Annotated in this window: 19 protein-coding genes; 2 read left to right on the top strand and 17 right to left on the bottom strand. The window is 65.2% G+C overall.

The window, feature by feature from the left end:
• Positions 1-5 precede the first annotated feature (5 nt).
• On the top strand, positions 6-1,922 hold the full coding sequence (locus PV762_RS04195) for a bifunctional 2',3'-cyclic-nucleotide 2'-phosphodiesterase/3'-nucleotidase (protein WP_421033767.1): 1,917 nt from the start codon (positions 6-8) through the stop codon (positions 1,920-1,922).
• A gap of 61 nt (positions 1,923-1,983) precedes the next feature.
• Here PV762_RS04195 and PV762_RS04190 read toward each other — a convergent pair whose 3' ends face one another.
• From PV762_RS04190 to PV762_RS04120, 15 genes are all read right to left on the bottom strand, one after another.
• Entirely contained in the window at positions 1,984-2,208 is a 225-nt protein-coding gene (locus tag PV762_RS04190; RefSeq protein WP_421033766.1) for a hypothetical protein, read from the bottom strand.
• Positions 2,209-2,577: 369 nt separating this feature from the next.
• Positions 2,578-2,883, bottom strand: coding sequence for a hypothetical protein (locus tag PV762_RS04185; RefSeq protein ID WP_421033765.1), 306 nt, complete (start codon positions 2,881-2,883; stop codon positions 2,578-2,580).
• Complete coding sequence (locus PV762_RS04180) at positions 2,876-3,064, bottom strand: hypothetical protein (RefSeq protein WP_421033764.1); 189 nt, start codon at positions 3,062-3,064, stop codon at positions 2,876-2,878. Before PV762_RS04180 ends, PV762_RS04185 begins: the two co-directional genes overlap by 8 nt.
• A gap of 54 nt (positions 3,065-3,118) precedes the next feature.
• The gene (locus PV762_RS04175; protein ID WP_421033763.1) at positions 3,119-3,586 is read right to left on the bottom strand and encodes a hypothetical protein; all 468 of its coding nucleotides are present in this window, start codon (positions 3,584-3,586) and stop codon (positions 3,119-3,121) included.
• Positions 3,574-4,170 (bottom strand): RHS repeat-associated core domain-containing protein, encoded by a 597-nt coding sequence (locus PV762_RS04170; protein ID WP_421033786.1) that lies wholly within the window; start codon positions 4,168-4,170, stop codon positions 3,574-3,576. Before PV762_RS04170 ends, PV762_RS04175 begins: the two co-directional genes overlap by 13 nt.
• A gap of 3 nt (positions 4,171-4,173) precedes the next feature.
• Positions 4,174-5,472 (bottom strand): hypothetical protein, encoded by a 1,299-nt coding sequence (locus PV762_RS04165; RefSeq protein WP_421033762.1) that lies wholly within the window; start codon positions 5,470-5,472, stop codon positions 4,174-4,176.
• A 775-nt stretch (positions 5,473-6,247) separates the two neighbouring features.
• Complete coding sequence (locus tag PV762_RS04160; RefSeq protein WP_421033761.1) at positions 6,248-6,592, bottom strand: hypothetical protein; 345 nt, start codon at positions 6,590-6,592, stop codon at positions 6,248-6,250.
• A gap of 66 nt (positions 6,593-6,658) precedes the next feature.
• Positions 6,659-6,955 carry an NTF2 fold immunity protein gene (locus PV762_RS04155; RefSeq protein ID WP_421033760.1) on the bottom strand — a complete coding sequence of 99 codons (297 nt, stop codon included), beginning with the start codon at positions 6,953-6,955 and terminating at the stop codon, positions 6,659-6,661.
• A 24-nt stretch (positions 6,956-6,979) separates the two neighbouring features.
• Entirely contained in the window at positions 6,980-8,140 is a 1,161-nt protein-coding gene (locus PV762_RS04150; protein ID WP_421033759.1) for a DUF4329 domain-containing protein, read from the bottom strand.
• A complete protein-coding gene (locus PV762_RS04145) occupies positions 8,053-8,688 on the bottom strand; it encodes a replication endonuclease (protein ID WP_421033758.1) in 636 nt (211 codons plus the stop codon). The genes PV762_RS04150 and PV762_RS04145 overlap by 88 nt, the downstream gene beginning before the upstream one ends.
• 197 nt (positions 8,689-8,885) lie before the next feature.
• The gene (locus tag PV762_RS04140) at positions 8,886-9,722 is read right to left on the bottom strand and encodes a hypothetical protein (protein ID WP_421033757.1); all 837 of its coding nucleotides are present in this window, start codon (positions 9,720-9,722) and stop codon (positions 8,886-8,888) included.
• Positions 9,723-10,423: 701 nt separating this feature from the next.
• Entirely contained in the window at positions 10,424-10,555 is a 132-nt protein-coding gene (locus PV762_RS04135) for a hypothetical protein (RefSeq protein WP_421033756.1), read from the bottom strand.
• Between the two features lie 429 nt (positions 10,556-10,984).
• A complete protein-coding gene (locus PV762_RS04130) occupies positions 10,985-13,240 on the bottom strand; it encodes an RHS repeat domain-containing protein (RefSeq protein ID WP_421033755.1) in 2,256 nt (751 codons plus the stop codon).
• A 3-nt stretch (positions 13,241-13,243) separates the two neighbouring features.
• The gene (locus PV762_RS04125) at positions 13,244-15,691 is read right to left on the bottom strand and encodes an RHS repeat domain-containing protein (RefSeq protein ID WP_421033754.1); all 2,448 of its coding nucleotides are present in this window, start codon (positions 15,689-15,691) and stop codon (positions 13,244-13,246) included.
• A gap of 286 nt (positions 15,692-15,977) precedes the next feature.
• Positions 15,978-16,283: a flagellar basal body protein gene (locus tag PV762_RS04120; RefSeq protein ID WP_421033753.1), complete on the bottom strand. Its 306-nt coding sequence runs from the start codon at positions 16,281-16,283 to the stop codon at positions 15,978-15,980.
• Between the two features lie 233 nt (positions 16,284-16,516).
• On the opposite strand from PV762_RS04120, the gene PV762_RS04115 reads away from it, so the two are divergent.
• Positions 16,517-18,787, top strand: a complete 2,271-nt coding sequence (locus PV762_RS04115; protein WP_421033752.1) for a TonB-dependent receptor — start codon at positions 16,517-16,519, stop codon at positions 18,785-18,787.
• A gap of 140 nt (positions 18,788-18,927) precedes the next feature.
• On the opposite strand, the gene PV762_RS04110 is transcribed toward PV762_RS04115, so the two are convergent.
• Both PV762_RS04110 and sbcB read right to left on the bottom strand, forming a co-directional pair.
• On the bottom strand, positions 18,928-19,857 hold the full coding sequence (locus tag PV762_RS04110; RefSeq protein ID WP_421033751.1) for a GGDEF domain-containing protein: 930 nt from the start codon (positions 19,855-19,857) through the stop codon (positions 18,928-18,930).
• Positions 19,858-19,958: 101 nt separating this feature from the next.
• Entirely contained in the window at positions 19,959-21,416 is a 1,458-nt protein-coding gene (gene sbcB / locus PV762_RS04105) for an exodeoxyribonuclease I (protein WP_421033750.1), read from the bottom strand.
• Between the last annotated feature and the right edge of the window lie 2 nt (positions 21,417-21,418).

Genomic DNA, 21,418 nt, shown 5'->3' with positions numbered 1-21,418 from the left:
TCCCGATGCGCACGACGCTCTTCGCCCTCGCCGTCCTCGGCGGGCTCTCGATGCCGCTGTCCGCCGCGGAGCTCAAGCTCCGCGTGCTGGAGACCAGCGACATCCACATGAACCTGCTGAACTACGACTACTACCAGGACCGGCCGGCCCAGGAGTTCGGCTTGGCCAAGACGATCACGCTGATCCACCGCGCCCGTGCCGAGGCGCCAAACAGCCTGCTGTTCGACAACGGCGACCTGCTGCAGGGCAACCCGCTGGGCGACGTCGTCGCGCGCGTCAAGCCGCTGAAGGCCGGGGACGTCCATCCCGCCTACAAGATCCTGAACCTGCTGGACGTGGACGCCGCCAACCTCGGCAACCACGAATTCAACTACGGCCTGCCCTTCCTGCGGCAAGCAATCGCCGGCGCCAACTTCCCGTACCTCAACGCCAACGTGATGGAGGCCGACGGCCGCCGTCATGCGTTCACGCCCAGCGTGATGCTGGAACGCACGATGCGCGACGAGGCGGGCAAGGACCACGCGCTCAAGATCGGCGTCGTCGGCGTGACGCCGCCGCAGATCCTGGAATGGGACCGTCAGAACCTCGCCGGCAAGGTGAAGGTGCGCGACATGGTCGACGCCGCCGCCGAACAGGTCGCCGCCCTGCGCAAGCGCGGCGCGGACCTGATCGTGGTCATCGCCCACACCGGCATCGACAAGACCGAACTGCCCAAGCTGTCCGAGAACATGGCCGCGCAGCTCGCCCGCGTGAAGGGCGTGGACGCGCTGCTGCTGGGCCATGCACATACCGAGTTCCCCGGACCCGGCTTCGCGGGTTATCCGGGCGTGGACCTCGCCAAGGGCCGGATCTACGGCACGCCGGCCGTGATGCCCGGGCGCTGGGGCGACCACCTCGGCATCGTGGACCTGACGCTGAAGCAGACCGGCAAGACCTGGCACGTGGCGGACAGCCAGTCCAGCCTGCGCCCGATTTTCGACCGTGCCGCGCGCAAGCCGCTGGTCGAGGCCGATCCGATGCCCGCCGCCGTCATCGCCGACGAACATCAGGCGACGCTGGACTACGTCCGCAGCCAGGTCGCCGTCGCGGACCAGCCGATCCAGAGCTATTTCTCGCAGGTGCTGGACGGCACCGCGGTGCGGCTGGTGGCGCAGGCGCAGCTGGCCTACGCGCTCAAGGCGGTCCAGGGCACGGCGCTGGAGAAGCTGCCCATGCTCAGCGCCGCCGCGCCGTTCAAGTCCGGCGGCCGTCAGGGCTGGACGCAGTACACCGACATCCCCGCCGGACCGGTCGCGATCAAGCATGTGGCCGACCTCTACGTCTATCCGAACACAATCAAGGTCGTGAAGCTGAGCGGCGCCCAGGTGCGCGACTGGCTGGAGATGTCCGCCGGGCAGTTCCGCCGCATCGATCCGCAAGGGCCGGCGCGGCAGGACGTCGTGGACGCGAGCTATCCGAGCTTCAACTTCGACATGATGCTCGGCCAGGACAACGCCTTGCGCTATGAGTTGGATCTGACGCAGCCCGCGCGCTTCGACAAGGACGGCAAGCGCGTCGGAGAAGGCCAGCGCGTCGTCAACCTGAGCTGGCGCGGTCAGCCGCTGGACGAGCGCGCGGACTTCCTCGTCGTCACGAACAACTACCGTGCCTACGGCGGCGGGCACTTCCCGGCACTGGCGGCGGACAAGGTCGTCGTCGACGCGCCGGACGAGACGCGCGAGGCGCTGGCGCATTTCCTGGCCGCGCAGCCGTCGCTGAGCGCGGCGGTCGCGGCCTCGTCCTGGCGCATCCGGCCCGTGCCGGGCGTCGCGATGCAATTCGTGTCCGGCAACGGCGCGACGGCGCATCTGAAGGACACGCCTCAGGTGACCCGGGTGAAGGACAACGGCGACGGGTCGTCGCTGTTTGAACTGGAGCCCTGAGAGGCGCGGCGCGCCTTCATGGGGCTGATACGGCGCGATAACCAGTCGCCGGGGATGAGGCTCAGAGCTTCATATCGGGATGGCACCAGCCAGCAAAGAGATCGAGCGCTTCCAAGACGAGGTCTTCAGTCTGTGGGCGCACGACCGATCTGAGACTCTCCAACTCTCGGATCAGCGATTCGCGGTCCATCCCCTGCGCCAGATCCTGCACCAGCATCTGGTGCAAATCCATCAGCGGAGACTCGCCGCGCATCGCGCGGTCGAGCTCTTCGTTCAATGGGGTCATTTGGTCGATGCACGCATTGTCAGTTCGGGTGAATGCCGTCCGAGCCACGGTGTAGTTCAAAGCGAGCGCCGGAACGGCGCTGCCACATACCTTTCCAGAGCCAGCTCCGCCACGAAGAACGTCAACCGAGTTGCCCGGCTCATACCGGGCGCCGTCATCATATTTTCGTATTCGCGCACGAAAAAGCTCGGCAACTTACACATGACATGAGCACGAGAAGTCGCGCCGCACTCTTACTTATCATCCTTAGCGCAATTGGTCCGGCACCTGGGCGGCGTGGCCACGCTACACGAGAGTAGTTGGTGACGAGATAGATGAAGGTACGAATGTTTTGTCTATATCTGAAAGGTGCTAAGAGTTGCTGCGGGCTCAGTCGAAAACTTCGGAGTACCAATACGCGACGGGATTCCGGAACCATTTCAAAAACTCAGCACGATCGAACTGGGCCAACTGGCGCTTCTCGATACCGTACCGATGAAACAATGCCAGAATTTCCCTGAGAGCATCTTCATCAATCGCATCCGATCGGCATGCGATGAATATCGTGAGGCCCTGCCCCTCCACATTCACAACGCAAGGCAGATCGCGCAACCATTTAAAGAACACCGCCTCATCATATTGCGAGTAGAAGCGCACGCCTCTAGCTTCCAGCAATACTTCTTTCAACTCAGTCATCGACATGTTCCACCTGGATAAACATTGACATACCCTCCTCCGGGAAGCTGTACGGCTCCGGGCCCGACCCGGTCATCACAGCCACCGGCATGTCCCCCAGCCACACGAACTCGTGCACCGGCGACGTCGCGTTGTACTCGCCCAGCATCTTGCCGTCGAGGTCGTACGCGAAGTACCGCATCCCCTGGCTGTGCTCCTTGTGCACCCGCTGTCCGCCCGCGTCGTAGCGGCGGACTCAAGACTGAAGTAATGTACGAACTTCGCGGAGTTGGCCCATTAATGCCTCCGCCGTCTCAGAATTCACTCTACCGCGGCCAACCCGTTCGATAAAAGTGTCGACGAGTTTGGGCCAATTTCTCCACGCGCTCTTCCACAAGTCCGGCGACTCAATACGGCGATCCTCCATCACTGATAAAAATACACCGAGTTGGACGCCTAGGTCCTCGTCGTCAGGAACCCGATCAGCGAGATGCAGGAAAAAGCCTCGCACATAATAAGAAAAAACCGGCTCCGGAAAATATGCCAAATCATCAATGCATCGCATTGTGAAATTAGTTTCCAGCAGCGGCATGATGTCCATGATCGACTTTCCGAGGAACAAATCCATCGAATAATAGCGATCCGGCGGAAAAGAATAGAGCTCAGGATCGCCCCAATCACTTTCATTTGGAGGTATGGACTGTTCATTATTCATTTGTTGCATTCTCTACAGCTCCAGGAATTTCTCAGCTTTCGCTCTAGATCTGCAATTTCATCAGAGAGCTTCTTGATGTCTTTTGCATGCTTTCCAGGCCAATACCGATCATCCCATTCCTTGCGCATGTCTTTGCACTGCCTCTTTCTCGCAATCTCGTTTCGCCTATCTTGACAAGGATCTCCCGTGGGAGGTGGCGGCGTATCACACCCGCTCTTGTATCGCAAGTATTCAGTCTGTTTAGCGAATTCATCCTTGCCGGATATTGGGGACGAAAAAATAAGATTATTCAGCCATTCGCCCGCTGCCCGCCCACCCCAGGCTCCAACGCGACCACCAATGATGGCACCAGGGATGCCACCTCCAGCTGGGAAAATAGCCTCCCCAACTACAACATCTCCAGCCCGGCCTCCCCAGCCGCCAACGAAAGCTCCGGCGTCTCCCAGCGCACTCAGTCCATTTGGATCAAAAAGCGCAATTGGGTTTCCTTCTACGTACGCAAAAGAGTTCAGCCCACCCATCAAGCCCGCAGGATCACTCTGAACATACCTCCCCAACGTCGGGTCATAGTCCCGGAAGTAGTTGTAATACAGCCCTTACTCGCTGTCGAAGAACTGGCCAGGGAAGCGCAGGTTGAAGACCACTTGCGCGAGCCCCGCCGGCGCCTGCTCCGGCGTCGCCGTCCCGAACGGCTCGCTCATCCACCGCCACCGCAGCGCATCCGCCTTGTCGATCAGCACCCGCGGCGCATTCAGGTGGTCCGCGTAGACATACAGGATCGTCGGCTCCGGACCCGACCCGGTCATCACCGCCACCGGCATATCCCCCAGCCACACGGACTCGTGCACCGGCGACGTCGCGTTGTACTCGCCGAGCATCTTGCCGTCGAGGTCGTACGCGAAGTACCGCATCCCCTGGCTGTGCTCCTTGTGCACCCGCTGTCCGCCCGCGTCGTAGCGGTAGGTCAGCGTCACGCCGTTCTTGGTCAGCGTCCCCATCCGGTTGTCCAACCGGTACGTCGTCGTGTAGGCCTGGCCCGTGTCGGTGAGCGTGTTGCCCGCCGCGTCGTAGCCCAGGTTGCGCGCCGGGTTGCTCACGCTCGTGAGCCGGTTGCTCGTGGCCGGCGTCGTGTACGTGCGCGCCACGCCGTTCTGCGTCACGCTGGTCCGGTTGCCGTTGGAGTCGTAGGTGATCGCCCAGGAGTTGCTCGGCGTGATGACGCTGGTCAGGCGCCCCAGCTCGTCGTAGCCGAAGCTCTGGTTCATCGCCTGCGCGACCGCCGTGGGTTGACCCGTCGTCGCATCCAGGTGCGTATAGCTGACGATGCGGTCCGCCGCGTCGTAGGTGATGTCGCGCACCACCGCACCCAGCGGATATCGGACCAGGCGGCCGAACTCGTCGAACACGCGTTCCTGGAGCTTCGTGCCGCTGGTCAGGTGCATCTGCCAGCTGCGCACGCCCCCGAAGGGCTCCCACTGGATGTTGTTGATCAGCGGCACCGCAGCGCTCGACGCATCCAGAGCCAGGCTCATGGCCACGGGCCGCTCGGCGTTGTATTGGATCGTCAGCACGCGACCCGAGGTATACGTGATCCGAGTGACGCGACCATCGTCGTCGTATCCGTAGCACGTCGTGAGAACCGTCGTGCCCACCGTCTGGATCGCCGTGATCAGGCGGCCGTTCAGGTCGTAGCCGTACTTGGTGTTCCCCGACGAGCTGGTGGCCGTCGTCAACTTGCCGACGCCTGCGCCTAAGTCGTCGTCCGTCTGGTCGTAGGTCCACGCGTAGTTCAGCGCCGTCTGGCCGCTCTGCGTGTAGATCGCCGAGGTCGGCCGGTTGAGCGCGTCATACCCGTAGCTCGCCTGCACGTTGCGGCTGTCGGTCCGCGTGATCAAGCGCCCAGCGTCGTCTCTCGCCCACGTATGGATGCAGGATCGACGATGTATGGGAACTTTTATGAAGGTAGAGGGGCTACCTTGGAGGCTTTCTCAGGTGATTGACGATTCGCTGCCCCGCAAACACGCCGACTAATAGTCCCACCAGAAAGTAGTTGACACTTGTTCGGCGCGTTTCCAAAGAGACCACGTGAGCTAGTACAAAGACCACCAACTCAAGAAGCAAGAACAGTTGCGTACCGCAGAAGGCTAGTGCCGTCAAAAGATATAGCCAATGACCTCGCCTGAATATGTAGCCAGACATCAATTGGGAAATCCAAAGACTGGGATACCCAAGAAGGCCACAACTCAAGCCTACGAGGAGAAGAATGAGTTTTTCATCAATCATTTGCTACATGTGCAGTTTGAACTATCAGCAGCCTCCGGACCAAAGCTCGATGTGATACCAAGTGCGGTACCGATACTCAACGCCGGGTTTGCGGCAATCTCCCGCCTCAAGTTGCCTGCAGCAGCCCATTCAGGAAACTTTACGCTACTCCAACGAGCCCCTTTCGTCCAAGGAGCGAACCCAGCACTTGCACCCCAGGCTGCGCTGGATCCGATTGCACTCCAATTCAACTGTTTCTCTGGCTCGGAAATCTTCTGCGAAGCCCCTTCCCATACCGCTCCCACCCCACCACCAAGCAAGGCAGCGCCCACTCTAGTTGTTCCGAGATAGGGGGTCAGGAAACCACCGACGAATCCAGACCCGGCTGCTGACAGAAGGCCCATCAACTCAATATCGCAGCCTTTCGCCTTTCTCGCCGCCAAGTAACCAAATGCAGCCCCCAATCCACCCACGCCGCCGGAGTAAAGGCCCGGAACCAAAATAGCCGGTATTATGGTCCCAGACATACAGAACAGTTGGCTCAGGTCCGGAGCCGGTCATCACGGCCACCGGCATATCTCCCAGCCACACGTACTCGTGCACCTGCGACGTCGCGTTGTACTCGCCCAGCATCTTGCCGTCGAGGTCGTACGCGAAGTACCGCATCCCCTGGCTGTGCTCCTTGTGCACCCGCTGCCCGCCCGCGTCGTAGCGGTAGGTCAGCGTCACGCCGTTCTTGGTCAGCGTCCCCATCCGATGCACTGCAGCACGGGTCAGGTCTTGTCTACCCGCCGAGGCCGATTCGATATTCAACGGCGATCACTTTGTGTGCGTCAGGAACAATATTTCACCGGTAGCTTTGGAAATATGAATCTCGAAATTTCCACCCATATACCTTGGATTGCGACGAGCGGGATCCCCTGAAATAATCCAAACATCGCCCTTCAACGCAGTCTTGAAGGGCCTTTGCTCTTCAATTTCAGCCTTCCCATAAATCGGAGCCAGAACGGCCTCAGCAATCAATTCAGCAGTCCTACCCGACGAGACAAACCCTTCTGACGGGCGGTACGAGTGCCTCTCTTGCGAATGAACAGCCCCGGCAATGAGCAAGGTCATCAGACAAAAGTATAATTTCATAGCTTACTTTTTTGGGCACTCGCAATTTGGAGTGGCACCGATGGTAGAAACCTGCCCGCGACCATTCCGCCTCGGATCTGGAGAGTATTTCTTAATCTTCCTGCCAGGTGTTGCCAGATAGGTGGGAACCCCCAAGCCGTCGCCGATCTCTTTATCTCGATCAGAGAACGACTCGTTATCGAATCTGGGGTCATATGCCGCATGCGTGTGGAATGCGGAATACGCCTCGTGGAATGCAGGAGCGGATGGATACGGCACCGACGCCGACTTGCCTCTGGTCGGCTCATCGTAAGTGAATTTTGAATTCTTATTATCAAAACCCCATTTCTTGTAAATCCATCCACCGTATTCAACATTCTCGCAAATGGAGCGTCCATTGATATAATTGAGCGCATCAACGGCAGCCGCCTCGACAGAGTCAAACGATTCACCAGGTTTCAGGCCTAGAGAATCGTAGAATTGAAGCGGTGAGTTTCCGACATAGGCGTAGGTGTCGATGCCGCCCGCCAAGCCTATCGGATCGCTTTGAACATACCTCCCCAACGTCGCGTCATAGTCTCGGAAGTAGTTGTAATACAGCCCTGACTCGCTGTCGAAGAACTGACCGGGGAAGCGCAGGTTGAAGACCACTTGAGCCAGCCCCGCAGGTGCCTGCTCCGGCGTCGCCGTCCCGAACGGCTCGCTCAGCCACCGCCACCGTAGCGCGTCCGCCTTGTCGATCAGCATCCGCGGCGCGTTCAGATGGTCCGCGTAGACATACAGGATCGTCGGCTCGGGGCCAGATCCCGTCATCACTGCCACCGGCGTATCCCCCAGCCACACGAACTCGTGCACCGGCGATGTCGCGTTGTACTCGCCGAGCATCTTGCCGTCGAGGTCGTACGCGAAGTACCGCATCCCCTGGCTGTGCTCCTTGTGCACGCGCTGTCCGCCCGCGTCGTAGCGGTAGGTCAGCGTCACGCCGCCCTTGGTCAGCGTCCCCATCCGGTTGTCCAACCGGTCAGTCGTATAGCCCGAGCCCGTGTCGGTGAGCGTGTTGCCCGCCGCGTCGTAGCCGAGGTTGCGCGACGGGTTGCTCAGGCTGGTGTCTTGACCACCTTTTCCAACGACATCTCGACCAGCTCGCCGTCGATGGTCGCGCGCAGCACCGTGTCCTTGAGCCACTGCGCCTGCTTGTCGAGCTGCAGGCGCCGGTGGCTGCGCGCCTCGTCGCTGCAGTACTGGCGCCCACCAGCGCCGACCAGGCCGAGCTTGAGGTGCAGGTGCTCGCGCGCTTCGCGCACGCGCCGCACGAGGACGCGCCGCCAGTAGCCGGCATCGCGCACGCGGGCGGCCTGGCTCTTCACCGTCTGGCCCGACACGGGCTCGCCGAAGCGCTTCTCGGCTGCCGCGACGAGCCGGGCCTCGTGCGTTGGGAAGGGCTCGTGGCGACTGAGTTCGTACAGCTCGGCCGGCACGAGCTGCGCCGCGTCGCGCAGCTCCTGGTGCGTGTGGCCCAGGTAGGGCAGCACCGGGCCGGCGTGTTCGAGCGGTTGCGCCAGCCACTCGGCCCAGCTCAGCCGGGGTGGCTCGGGGGCGTCGAACAGCGCGGCCTGCGGCACAGGCTCGGGCTGGCGGGCGATGAAGGGGATGTCGGGGGTGTGGCCCGCGTCATAGGTGGCGTGGGCAGTCTGGAGGGCCGAGGCGATGGCGCCTGGCAGGGTCTGAGGCATTGAGCGGCTCCGTGCAAGGGGAGCCGCGTCTAGGAATGCCTCGTTATCCGTCGCGCTTTAAACGCCCATCGGGCTTTAGCGCACTAAAGACCGACGGCCCCTCGCGGGGCCGTCGGGGTGGGTTTATCCACCGAATCAAGTTGCACGGATGGCCTCAATCAAGCCGAGGTGTCCTGACCCGTATAGGCACCGGCGTTTTAAATGCGCATCGCCAGCGGCGCTTCGCTGCAGCCACGCCAGACCAAGGGCAGGCCCAGCTCGACGCGGGCCACCGTGACGCGGCTGGCCAGCAGCGTCTGGTCGGCCGCGCTGTAGCGCTGCCAGCGCTCGCGCGCGGCGCGGGCGATGCGCCCGGCGTGGTTCTGCTCGGCGTCGAAGACGATGAAGACGCCGGCCAGCACGAACGGCATGTCGGGGTGCAGGCGGCGGCCGACCAGCTCGGCCATCGCGGCGATGCGCATGAGCGATGCCGTGTCCTTGGGGGCGGACTCGGTTTCGACGGCGTAGAGCTTGTCGCCCTTGATGAGCACGGCATCAACGTGGCGGCCCAGACGCTTGAACAGCAGTTCGCGGCTCAGCGGCGCGCGGCCCTGGGCGATGGCGTATTCGGTGAAGGTCTGGAAGCCCTGGCTGCGCTTGTGGATGCACCAGCGCGCTGTCAGCGCCGAGTGCCGGAAGGCGGGGCCACTCACGGCGAGGTCCAGGCCGTGGTGCGCCATGACGCCGCGCACTTCGAGCGCAGCGGCGCCGGGCCGCGTGAGCACGACGCTGACGCCGCCCAGCGCGTTGCGCCGGGGCATCAGCTCGCCCATGCCGACCAGCACGCGCACGGTGCGCTGCGCCATCTGCTCGCCGAACGTCGCCGCAGGCCAGCACGCGGCGGCAAGGTCCGCGCAGCGCAGTGAGCCGTGCTCGGCCACGGCCTGCAGCACGCGCAGCCGGTTCGCGGCCGCGCGCTCGCGCGCCGTGGGTTGCTTGGGTTTGGGGGGCGGCGGGCGCAGCAGGCCCGCCAGGGCATCGGATGAGACTCGCATGGAACACCTCGCATCGGGATGCGACGTGTAGCGATGACGCATCTGCCGATGCGTCTGCAGCCCCGGCACGCTCGCAGCAGACGCTGCCAGCTCCTGCCGACTCCGGGCGGGCGAACGTGTGCTCTTCGGCGGCTGGGGCCGCACGCACACTCTGCGGGCTGGACGCCCTCCGTCTCCCGTCATGGGCGCCGCTGCCTGCACGCTCCACCGACTGAACGTCGGCGGCTCGCGCAGGAAGCCACCCCGTGCGCCGGGCAGCGTGCCTCGTGCCGATGCGCGCTTCGAGCTGGACGCTCGCCGTCTCACAGGGTGGCTTCCTGCGCTGCGCTTCGTCAGCGGCGGACCTCACGCCTTCGGCTGCGGTCCCGGAACCATCGTGCGCCTGGGGGCTCACCAGCGCTTGGGCCGCGCTTCGATGGCTCCGGCTCCCCCGGCCCTGCGGTGTCCGCGCTGGGGCGCGACGCACCTCCGGGTCAGACCCGGCGCCTGCCAGGTCTGACCGTCGTCCTGCGGCGACCGCTCCCACCCATCCCCCCGCCCTTCCCAGGGAAGGGAGCGAGTCGCCCTCGGCCGTCAACGGTGCATGCCAGAACCCCGGCATGCACCGCCCACGGCGAGCGTCAGCGGTGTGCCTCCGCATCAAGGCCAAGCCCTCGCGGGTAGCCTACCGGCCAGCCTTGACACGGCCACACACCGCGAACTCAGCGGCGCCAGCGTTGCAGCGCGATGAACAGCTTCAGGTGACGGAGCTGGGTTTCGGTGAGGTGGCAGGCTTTGCCGTGGATGGCTTCGGCCAGCTCAGCGAGCACGCCTTGCGGCGTGCCGCTCAGCATGGAGAGTGGTTCGCTCCATGTAGCAACCGCGCCACCCCCACATTTTTGAGCTGGCCGCCACCGAACCTGCATCGCGTCAAGCAGTCGGCTGCTCATTTGGCGCATGCCGAGTCTTCCAACGTCGCCACAGCCACGGCAGCAATATGAACCACTGTAAATAGCCAGCCGCAGCGCCAATCGACGACACAAGCACAGCGTCACTCACCCCCGCAGCTTCAACCCCCGTAAGACGCAGTGCTGCTCCAACCAGGGCCGTCAAAAGCCAACCGCAAGGAAGAGTCAGGACCAACATCAAGAGTCCGTGACGAAGAAGGATTTCGCTCTTGAGTTGAAGGTCGGACTGTGTGTGGTAGCTGACTAAGGTCCAAGCGAGTATGCCCATGATGAGCGTCAACCACAGAAGCAGGAGGATGCGTCGTCTCGTCATCATCATCGCCGCACGCAGCGCCTCTCGCACGTACTGACAACATCCTCTGTGTACTCTTGGCAATCAGTACCGGCCGGCCCAACAGCGTATCGCGGACGGGTTGGCTTCTTGAGTTCGTTCGCGATGCACGTTTCAATGCAGCTGTCTTCGCCTTGACGCCTTTCACAGGCCTCAGGCTTGAAGTAGTCCGTGACTGAAGTTGTCGGCTTCCCTGGGCTTCCGGGCAGGATGTTGCTAAGCACTCCGCCGCTGGACGCCGTGGTACTTCCGCAGGTCATGTTCGCCCCGCTCCCGACACACACGTATGTGTGGTTCAGCAATGGCGGGGCATATGAACCTGGCGCCCCACCCAGCGGACGCGTACAGATATACGTTTCCAACCCCAATGGGTCCGTGTACTTGGTCGGCTGGTTCTCGACGTACGCGTAGGTGTTTATGCCCCCATTGAGCCCAATGGGGTCACTTTGGGTATACCTCCCCAACGTCGGGTCATAGTCCCGGAAGTAGTTGTAATACAGCCCTGACTCGCTGTCGAAGAACTGGCCGGGGAAGCGCAGGTTGAAGACGACTTGCGCCAGCCCCGCCGGCGCCTGCTCCGGCGTCGCCGTCCCGAACGGCTCGCTCATCCACCGCCACCGCAGCGCGTCGGACTTGTCTATCAGCATCCGTGGCGTGTTCAAGTGGTCCGCGTAGACGTACAGAACAGTTGGCTCAGGTCCGGAGCCGGTCATCACGGCCACCGGCATATCTCCCAGCCACACGTACTCGTGCACCTGCGACGTCGCGTTGTACTCGCCCAGCATCTTGCCGTCGAGGTCGTACGCGAAGTACCGCATCCCCTGGCTGTGCTCCTTGTGCACCCGCTGCCCGCCCGCGTCGTAGCGGTAGGTCAGCGTCACGCTGTTCTTGGTCAACGTCCCCATCCGGTTGTCCAACCGGTACGTCGTCGTGTAGGCCTGGCCCGTGTCGCTCAGCGTGTTGCCCGCCGCGTCGTAGCCCAGGTTGCGCGACGGGCTGCTGACGCTCGTGAGCCGGTTGCTCGTGGCCGGCGTCGTGTACGTGCGCGCCGCGCCGTTCTGCGAGTAGCTGGTCCGGTTGCCGTTGGCGTCGTAGCCGATCGACCAGGAGTTGGCCGGCGTGACGATGCTCGTCAGGCGGCCCAGCTCGTCGTAGCCGAAGCTCTGGTTCATCGCCTGCGATGCCGCCGTGACCTCGCCTGTCGTCGCGTCCAGGTGCGTGTAGCTGACGATGCGGTCCGCCGCGTCGTAGGTGATGTCGCGCACCAATGCGCCCAGCGGATATCGGACCAGGCGGCCGTACTGGTCGAACACGCGCTCCTGCAGCTTCGTCCCGCTGGTCAGGTGCATCTGCCAGCTGCGCACGCCTCCGAAGGGCTCCCATTGAATGTTGCTGATGAGCGGCTGCGCGGCGCTCGCCGCGTCCTTGGCGACGCCGATGCCGACGAGCTGACCGTTGCTCCACTGGTAGCTCACCACCCGCTTGGACGGGTAGGTGACGCTGGTGATGTGGCCGACGCCGTCGTAGGTGTAACGCGTGGTGTGCACCGCCGTGCCCACCGTCTGGATCACCGCCGTCACGCGCCCGAAGGCGTCGTAGCCGTACTTGGTGTTGCCGGCCGGGCTCGTGGCCGTCGTGAGGCGGCCGATGCCGTTGGTGAACTCACCACCCGTCTGGTCGTAGGTCCAGCCGTAGTTCAGCGCCGTCTGGCCGCTCTGCGTATAGATCACCGAGGTCAGCCGGTCCAGCGCGTCGTGGCCGTAGGTCGCCTGCACGGCGCGGCTGTCGGTGCGCGTGAGCAGACGCCCCTTGGCGTCGTACGTGCTGTTGGCCGTCCCCGTGTCAGGACTGGCGAGCTGGGTCATGTCGCCCAGCCCGTTGCGCTGATAGCTCGTCACCAGGTTGCGAGGGTCGGTAACCTGCTTCAGCTGGTCGATGCCGTCGTAACCCAGCGTCGTCACGCCATTGCGCGCATTCGTGCTGGTCTTCACCCGGTCCAGCGCGTCGTACGCGTTGGTCGTCGCAAAGCTGAAACCGCTCACGCCCTTGGCCTGGACGACCTTGGTCGGATTGCCCTTGGCGTCGTACTCGTAATCGGTCACCGGCGCCGGCGAGACCGGCGGCGGCGGCAATGTGGCCGCGTACGTGATCGGTCCGGCCGATCCGATGATTCCGATGAACGCGGCCACGAGGGACGCGAGCGGGCTTCGACGCTTCCAGCGTGTGTCGATGCGATTCATGGCTTACTCCCTCCCCGTCGTCTGTTGCGCGCGACCCAGTGCGTCGAACGTGCGGCTCATCGTCCGCTTGAGCGCTCCCTGCGGGTCCCGGATGACCTCCTGCGTGCGGTTGCCGTTGGCGTCCAGCATGTACTCGACGCGGTTGCCCAGGCCGTCGGACACCGCCGTCAACCGATGCGCTGCGTCGTACTCGTAGTTCACGACACTGCCGCCAGCCTGCGTCGTCTTCTTGAGCAGACCCGTGGGCTGGTACTCGTAGGACGTGACGTTGCCCGCCGTCGTCACCGACGTCTGCCGACGCCGCGCGTCGTACGCGTAGACCGTGCTGACGCCGTTGGCGTCGACGACCTCCAGCGGCAGGCCCGAGCGCGTGTAGCGCACTGGCAGCGTCGGATGCCCGAGCGCATTGGTCGTCGACTTCAGATCGCCGATGGTGTGATCCGCCGTCGTGTCCACGTGGTACTCCGCCGTCATCGTGATCACGTTGGACGTGTCGCGCTCGGTGAGCACGCGCCCCGCGGCGTCGTACGTCCACGAAGTCGTGCGCGCCGCCACGCCCGCCAGCGGCGTCGCGGACAGGCCCTGCACGCCGGAGGTGTCCGTCGTCGCCTGGTCGATCCGCTTGCACGCCACGACGATCGGCTTGCCGTCGGGCAGCAGCGCACCCGACGGGGCGCAACTGGCGATGGCGTTGCCGCTCGTGGGATCGGGCTGTCCGTTGTAGACCGTCGTCGTCAAGCGCCCCGGCTGCGACGCCTTCGTCTGAAGCCGCCAGTCCGGATGCCACGCCGTGCTGAGCTTGCGCGCGCCGGCGGGCAGCACGCCGCCGAGCACCGATGCGCAGTTCGCCGACGTGTCCAGGCCCTCGACCTGCGCCGTCACGCGGTTGGCCGCGTCGTAGGCATAGCAGGTGCGGTGCTGGTTGAAGTCGTCCGCCTGCACCACGTTGCCCTTGGCGTCGAAGCTCTGCGAGCTGGTCGCCGCCGCGCATCCGGCACCGGCCGGCTGCGAGTTCGTGGTCATCACGGGACGGCCCTGCACCACCGTCGTCCCGACGTCGGTCACGTGCTGTCCGTTGGGACGCAGCACGGCGACACCGGCGCCGGCCTGCCAGCCCAGCGTGCGAACCACCGCGTCGCGCCCGGCATCGAACTGCTCGGTCATCAGCTTGACCGGCGCCAGCCCGTAGGTCACCGAATACCGGTCCACGCCGCCCGCGTGCTCCGTGGAGATGGCCCGTCCCGAGGTGTCGTAGCCGAAGGTGGCGTAGCGGCTGTCGGACTCGTCGATGATGCCCGTGAGCGTCCAGTTGAAGCCGGTCCCGCTGTAGTCGAACTTGCGCTTCTGGCTGTCGCTCCAGACGATGGCGGAGAGATTCAGGATCGGGTCGTAGAGCACCCCCGTCTGTGCGCCGTCGGTGTCGACGATGGTCTTCAGCCGGCCAGGGCCCTCATAGCGGAACTGGACCTGGCGACCGTTGTGGTCGGTGATCGCGATCAGCAGCCCCGGCACCGGCGCGATGGTGGGCGGCGTGGCGGCATCGCTGTAGCTGAAGGTCGCGAAGGCGCCGGTCGTCGACGACACCTTCTGCAGCACGCCGACGGGGTCGTAAAGCTCCATCAACTGGAGGCCGTCGTCCCAGAAGGTGATCGAGGACGGCCCCACCGTCAGGCGGTCGCCCGATCCCGTCTGCGACACCATGACGCCGCCGATCCGTTCGAATCCGCTGACCTCGCCGCCGGGTCGACCCACCTGCACGGACTGGCCGCCGCCCTGCACCACCAGGCGGCGATGCACCGTCGATCGCCACACCTTGCTGCCGAGCACGACCGCCGACAGCTGAGCCGGGCCGAGGCCGGACTGCTGCAGCATGGGTCCGTTGTCGTAAATGAACCGCAAGTCCACGGGACCGACCGCGATACCCAGCGGCACCACCTCGCGCTTCACGCCACGCAGCGGATAGATCGGATTGCCGAAGGACGGGTCGGCGGCCACCGCCGAGCACGACGGCGGCCGCGTTGCTTCCGCAAACGTCTGGTCGAGGATGGAGATGCAGGCGTCCTGACCGGGCACCGACGTACTCTGTGCGGGACACTGCAGGGATTGGTCGATCGGGTAGTTCGTGGCGCCGTTGCCCGGCTTGTCGTCGTACTCCCATTCGACGATGCAGTTATTGGGCGCGGAGTAGTGGAAGCTCTTCAGGAACTGGTGATTGCCAGCGGCGCCGTTGCCGGCGTTGAAAGCCTTCTCGATCTCGTTGCAGGCCTCCTGCGGAGTGTCGGCCCAACCGTACAACGGGGCATACAGCGAGTACCGCACGACACGGTTGTAGCGCTCCGCTGTCGCGAGGGTCGGCATCAGCAGCGCGATCGCCGTTCCCAGCAGTGCGCCGAGCCGGACGAGCATCTCGATACGACGCGGGCGCGTCGGATCAACATGGAAAAGCTTCATGGGCACATCGCTCCCTGTCGACGACAAGGGGCGCCGCGGGTCGCATGAGCCACGCAAACGCAGCCTTCGCTCACGCGTCGTCTGCGCGCGGTACGAAGTCCCTCCCTGTCTGATTGCGGGGGCGATTCTATTGACGCAACCCGAGGGGGCCAGTGACGTTGTGCATCTACCCCAGCCTTGAGGGGCTCACTGAAGCGTCATCAGGGTCAGGTATTGCTCTCAGCGTCGAGCGTTCAGAAACGACAACGGCCGCTTGAAGCGGCCGTTGGGCAGGAGGGCGGGCAGATCAGACGTGGATGTCCAGCAGCGCGCCCTCGGCCCGCAGCTGCGTCTGCAGCACCCGCAGGTTGCCGACGAAGGCGTAGGTCGCCGACTTCTGTTCGACGACGTCGGCCGCCAGGTCGGCGCCGGGTTCCGGCAGCTTCTCGACCTTGGTCGTCACGCCGTTGCCGTCCTGGGCCGTCTGGGCTTCGATGCGCTCGCGGCGATAGCCCGGCGTGGCGACATTCGCGACGTTGTTCGCCGAGGCGCGCAGGCGCTCGTTGGCGGCGGAGATGCCGGACAAGGCGGTCGACAGGCTGACGTTGGACATGGCGTTTTTCCCAGGATCCCGGCCTCAAGCGACCGGTCTTCCCGCCGTCATCGGCACTTTCCGGGCGATCTTTAGAAAAGAAATGGATTCCCCGACCAATTCTTTCGATCGACCGTCCGGCCATCGCCCAAAACCTGTTGCGGATTCGCCGACCTCCCCCTTTCGGGTCGGGTTAACGAGAAGCTCATCCAGATAATGAGAGTGATTCTTATCTGCGAACTCTTCTCAACGTCATGTCGTCTGCTGCCTTCCGTCCCGTCCTCGCGCCACTGGCGCTCGCCCTGACCGGCGCGCTGCATGGCGGCGCCTTTGCCCAGAATGCCCAGACGGTGCCGCAGGCGCCCGAAGCGGCAGCGTCGGCGGCCTCAGGCGCCGCCACGACCCAGCTGCAGAAGGTTGTCGTCGAAGCCAGCGCGGACGCGTCGCGCGGCGGCCTGATCAAGTCCTACGCCGGCGGCCAGGTGGCGCGCGGCGGCCGGGTCGGCCTGCTGGGCAACCAGGACATCATGAGCACCCCGTTCAGCACCATCTCCTACACCAACGAGCTGATCCAGAACACGCAGGCCCACAGCGTCGGCGACGTGCTGCTCAACGACCCCGGCGTGCGCCTGGCGCGGGGCTTCGGCAACTTCCAGGAAAGCTACTTCATCCGCGGCTTCATCCTGAACTCCGACAGCGTCGCCTACAACGGCCTGTACGGCCTGCTGCCGCGCCAGTACATCTCGGCTGAGCTGTTCGAGCGCGTGGAAGTGCTGCGCGGCGCCTCGGCCTTCCTCAACGGCTCGACGCCCAACAGCGACGCCATCGGCGGCTCGATCAACCTGCTGCCCAAGCGCGCGCCCAGCCAGCCCCTGACACAGATGACGGTCGGAAGCGCCAGCGGCGGGCAGACCATCCTGGCGGTCGACGTCGCCCGGCGCTTCGGCCCGGACAACGCGACCGGCGTGCGCGTCAACCTGGCCTCGCGGGCCGGCGACACCAGCGTGGACAAGGAAAGCGTCAACCTCGGCATGGCCTCGGTCGGCCTGGACTGGCGCGCCCGCGACGTGCGGCTGTCCGCCGACGTCGGCTACCAGGACCACAAGCTCAAGCGCACCCGCACCAACGTCACGCTGGGCGCGGCGGTCACCGCGGTGCCGGCCGCGCCGGACAGCGAGGCCAACTGGGCCCAGCCCTGGACCTACTCCAACGAGCGCGACCTCTTCGGCACACTGCGCGGCGAGGTGGACCTGGACCGCTGGCTGCAGCCCTTGCTGGGAAGCGGCTGGACCGCGTGGTTCGCGGCCGGCGCGCGCAGCAGCGACGAGGCCAACTCGCTGGCCAATCTCTCGCTGACGAACGCCGCGACCGGCGCCGGCACGACCTCGCGCTTCGACAACACCCGAGAAGACCGCGTCCGCACCGGCGAAGTCGGCCTGCGCGGCCTGCTGACCGCCGGCCCGGTGAAGCATGAGCTGGTGGTGTCGGCGAACGCCTTCCGGCTCGACAAGCGCGCCGCCTTCGGCGTCTCCACCACGGCCGCCACGCCGCGCCTGATCCCGACCAGCCTCTACGTCGAAGGGTCCGCGCCGCTGCCCGCGCTGATCTCCGTCAGCAACCGGCTGGAAGATCCCGCCACCACCGGCATGACCCGCCTGCGCAGCGTGGCCATGGCGGACACGCTGGTGATGCTGGACGACGCGCTGCGCATCACGCTGGGTGCGCGCCACCAGTCGCTGGACCTGCGGACCTACGCCTACAACACCGGCGCGCCGGGTGCGCCGTACGACCGCAGCAAGACCAGCCCGATGGGCGGCGTCGTGTTCAAGTTCAGCAAGTGGCTCTCGGTCTACGGCAACTACATCGAGGGGCTGACGCAAGGCGACTCGGCGCCGTCGACCGCGACCAACGCGATCGGCAAGGTGCTGGATCCCTACCTGTCCAAGCAGAAGGAAGTCGGCCTGAAGGTCGACGGCGGTCGCGTGGGCGGCGGGCTGGCGTTTTTTTCCACGGCCAAGCCGCGCGGCGTCGTGACGAGCACGCTGGGCTTCGAAGCGCAGGGCGAGGACCGTCACCAGGGCATCGAGCTGACCGCCTTCGGCGAGCCGATGGCCGGCCTGAAGCTGCTGGGCGGCCTGACCTGGCTGGATGCCGAGCAGAAGAGCACCGGTGTCGCCAACACCGAGGGCAAGCGCGTCATCGGCGTCCCGCGCACGATGCTGAACCTGGGCACCGAATGGAACGTGCCGGGTGTGCAGGGGCTGTCGCTGGATGCGCGCGTGATCGCCACGGGCAGCGTCTACGCCAATGCGACGAATATGTTGAGCGTGTCGGGTTGGGGTCGCGTGGACATCGGCGCGAGGTACGCGATGGACGTCCGCGGCCACCTGGTCACCTTGCGTGCGCGCGTCGACAACGTCGCGGACCGAAACTACTGGGCGTCCTCGGGCGGTTTCCCGAACAGCGGCTACCTGGTGCTCGGCTCGCCGCGCACGGTCAGCGTGAACGCCTCATTCGAGTACTGAGCCGGACCGATCTCCCGATCACCACGCCCCCTCTCACGAGGGCATCGCTGCTGATGGGCCCGGAATAGGGCTTGAGGGTCCTGGAGGGAGCCCTCATGCCCTGTGATGGGCCGCGCCTGGCATTGCGAAGTAGGGGGGCCTCACGCCCCTGCCAGTTCCTCGTAGCTCCCGCTCGAGATGAACACCCGGACCGAGTCTCCGCCGGCGGCCTTGGCTTCGGTGCAGGCCAATTGCCCGGCACCGAGCACCGCATCCACGGTATCCAGCGAGGTCTGCAGCTGCACCACCCCCAGGCTCGCCTTCACGCGGGCGCGGTGCAGGCCCCAGCGCAGCCGGTAGCCGGCGATGGACGAGCGGATCTTCTCCGCGACGATCTGGGCGTAATGCTGGTCGCAGTCCGGCAGCAGCACGACGAAGTGGTCGTCCTCCAGCCGCGCGACGGTGTCGGAGGCCCGCACCTTGGTGATCAGCATCTGCCCGAGTCCGTACAGGAAGTGGTCGGCGACCTCCGCCCCCATGCCCTGCTGGATCTCGCTGAACTTGTCGATGTCGACGAACAGCACCGACACCGGCTCGTGCCGGCGGCTGCCGACGTGTTCGGCCAGGCGGCGTTCGATCTCGCGCCGGTTGGCGAGTTCGGTGATGTCGTCGTGCTTGGCCGACCAGGTCGGCTGCAAGCGCTGCTGGCGGGCGGCGGTGACGTCCTCGAGGATCCACATCGCCTCGCCGGCCGGCTGTTCCCAGTGCACCGGCGTCGCCTGCAGCCGGCCCCAGAAGCGCGAACCGTCGCGGCGGACGAATTCCACTTCCTCGTCCAGCGGCCGTCCCGCGCCGAAGGCGGTCCCCAGACGGACCTGCAGCGCCTGATGGGCGGCCTCCGACACGACCGAGGCGCGCTGGTCGGTGCCGGTCAGGTCGGTCTCGTCGCCGTGGCCGAACAGGTGGTTGAAGTGCTCGCTGACCACCTCGAACTTGCCGGTGGCCACGAAGGCCACGGCCAGCGGCGCCCGCACCAGCATCGCCCGCATGCGGGCGGCGGTCGGATCGGCGGCGTCGTGTTGGGATTGCATGTCGTCTCCTGGCGTATGCCGAAGGTGTACCCGTTTTGGCCCGCGCTGCAAAGCCCGGAAAGGACCCGGTTCCCGGGCCTCGTCAGACAACGGCCCCGCTTTCAGGGGGGCGGCGGCGCGATCTGTTCGGCCCAGTCATAGAGCGCAGAGAGAATTTCTCCAGCGCGCTCGTCTTCCGACTCCTCAGCCGTCTGGGCCAGGGTATCGATGCGCTCGAAGAACGCTTCCAGCGTCTGCGCCCCGCCCTCGCCGCCGTACAGGCGGGCGGCGCGGTGCTGTTCCCAACGCGCCTGCTCTTCACCGGTCAGGCTGTCCGGGAAGTTGCGCGCGCGGTAGCGGAACAGGATTTCCTCCAGCCGGGCATCCTGGAAGTCCACCTTGCCCTGCGCGACGCGGTCGGCCAGCGCCTCGGGCGACAGCTCACGCAGGCGCTCCAGCGAGCGGCGGTCGTCGTTCGACACGAAACCGCCGTACAGGTCCTCGTCGACATCCACGCCGCCCTCGCCCGCCGGACGCAGGAACACCTGCGACCAGAGCCGCGACAACTCTCCGCCACGCGCGGCCAGCGTCTGCGCATGCGCCTGCCCCTGCGCGAGGTCCAGGCCCCAGCGCGCCGCCATCTCCGGCGAGAGGATCTTCATCGACGCGATCACGATCGGCGACTTGTTGACGTGGATGGTCTTGATCGGCAGCCGGGTCACGCCGTCGGGGAGCAGCTCCTGCTTCGTGTACATCCGCAGCCGGATCGCCTCGGCGTCCAGCGCGAACAGCTCGGCCGGGTCGCTGCCCAGGTCCCAGACGATCAGCTCGTTCTTGTTGGTCGGATGCGGCGCCAGCGGCCACACCAGGGCGATGCAGCCGCGGTCCGTGCCGTACATGCCCGACACGTGCAGGAAGGGCCGGTTCGTGCCGATCTCGGCCCAGACGGCGTCCTTGCGGCGCAGCTTCAGGCAGAAGTCCCACAGCCGCGGCTGCTTCTCCTTGATGAGCCGGGCCAGCGCGATCGTCGCGCGCACGTCGGACAACGCATCGTGCGCCGCCTCGTGCGCCAGGCCGTTGGCGGCGGTCAGGTGCTCCAGCTTGAAGGACGGCCGGCCGTCCTCGTGCTTCGGCCACTCGATGCCTTCCGGGCGTAGCGCGTAGGCGCAACGCACGACGTCCAGCAGGTCCCAGCGGCCGCAGTCGTTCTGCCATTCGCGCGCGTAGGGATCGATCAGGTTGCGCCAGAACAGGAATCGCGTCACCTCGTCGTCGAAGCGGATCGTGTTGTAGCCCAGCCCGACGGTGCCGGGACGCGACAGCTCGGCGTGGATCTCCGCGGCAAAGCGGTGCTCGGCCAGCCCCTGCTCCGCGCAGGTCTGCGGCAGGATGCCGGTGAGCAGGCAGGACTCCGGATCGGGCAGCGAGTCCGTCGGCGGCTGGCAATAGACCATCAACGGCTCGCCGACCTCGTTCAGCTCGGCGTCGGTGCGGATGCCGGCGAACTGCGCCGGCCGGTCGCGGCGCGGCACGCGTCCGAAGGTCTCGTAGTCGTGCCAATAGAAGGTCATCTCATGCATGG

Origin of the sequence: Mitsuaria sp. CC2 (genome assembly GCF_048957715.1) — a bacterium.
Classification (GTDB): Bacteria; Pseudomonadota; Gammaproteobacteria; order Burkholderiales; family Burkholderiaceae_C; genus Roseateles.
Note: the sequence above shows the minus strand (reverse complement) of the source record. Positions and strands in the feature narration are given on the sequence as shown.

What these genes read in the sequence shown, in the direction of transcription:
- PV762_RS04195 (WP_421033767.1), top strand. Translation starts at nt 6, where the DNA reads ATGCGCACGACGCTCTTCGCCCTCGCCGTCCTCGGCGGGCTCTCGATG.
- PV762_RS04190 (WP_421033766.1), bottom strand. Translation starts at nt 2,208, where the DNA reads ATGACCCCATTGAACGAAGAGCTCGACCGCGCGATGCGCGGCGAGTCT.
- PV762_RS04185 (WP_421033765.1), bottom strand. Translation starts at nt 2,883, where the DNA reads ATGACTGAGTTGAAAGAAGTATTGCTGGAAGCTAGAGGCGTGCGCTTC.
- PV762_RS04180 (WP_421033764.1), bottom strand. Translation starts at nt 3,064, where the DNA reads ATGCGGTACTTCGCGTACGACCTCGACGGCAAGATGCTGGGCGAGTAC.
- PV762_RS04175 (WP_421033763.1), bottom strand. Translation starts at nt 3,586, where the DNA reads ATGCAACAAATGAATAATGAACAGTCCATACCTCCAAATGAAAGTGAT.
- PV762_RS04160 (WP_421033761.1), bottom strand. Translation starts at nt 6,592, where the DNA reads ATGGGGACGCTGACCAAGAACGGCGTGACGCTGACCTACCGCTACGAC.
- PV762_RS04155 (WP_421033760.1), bottom strand. Translation starts at nt 6,955, where the DNA reads ATGACCTTGCTCATTGCCGGGGCTGTTCATTCGCAAGAGAGGCACTCG.
- PV762_RS04145 (WP_421033758.1), bottom strand. Translation starts at nt 8,688, where the DNA reads ATGCCTCAGACCCTGCCAGGCGCCATCGCCTCGGCCCTCCAGACTGCC.
- PV762_RS04140 (WP_421033757.1), bottom strand. Translation starts at nt 9,722, where the DNA reads ATGCGAGTCTCATCCGATGCCCTGGCGGGCCTGCTGCGCCCGCCGCCC.
- PV762_RS04135 (WP_421033756.1), bottom strand. Translation starts at nt 10,555, where the DNA reads ATGCTGAGCGGCACGCCGCAAGGCGTGCTCGCTGAGCTGGCCGAAGCC.
- PV762_RS04130 (WP_421033755.1), bottom strand. Translation starts at nt 13,240, where the DNA reads ATGAATCGCATCGACACACGCTGGAAGCGTCGAAGCCCGCTCGCGTCC.
- PV762_RS04125 (WP_421033754.1), bottom strand. Translation starts at nt 15,691, where the DNA reads ATGAAGCTTTTCCATGTTGATCCGACGCGCCCGCGTCGTATCGAGATG.
- PV762_RS04120 (WP_421033753.1), bottom strand. Translation starts at nt 16,283, where the DNA reads ATGTCCAACGTCAGCCTGTCGACCGCCTTGTCCGGCATCTCCGCCGCC.
- PV762_RS04115 (WP_421033752.1), top strand. Translation starts at nt 16,517, where the DNA reads ATGTCGTCTGCTGCCTTCCGTCCCGTCCTCGCGCCACTGGCGCTCGCC.
- PV762_RS04110 (WP_421033751.1), bottom strand. Translation starts at nt 19,857, where the DNA reads ATGCAATCCCAACACGACGCCGCCGATCCGACCGCCGCCCGCATGCGG.
- sbcB (WP_421033750.1), bottom strand. Translation starts at nt 21,416, where the DNA reads ATGCATGAGATGACCTTCTATTGGCACGACTACGAGACCTTCGGACGC.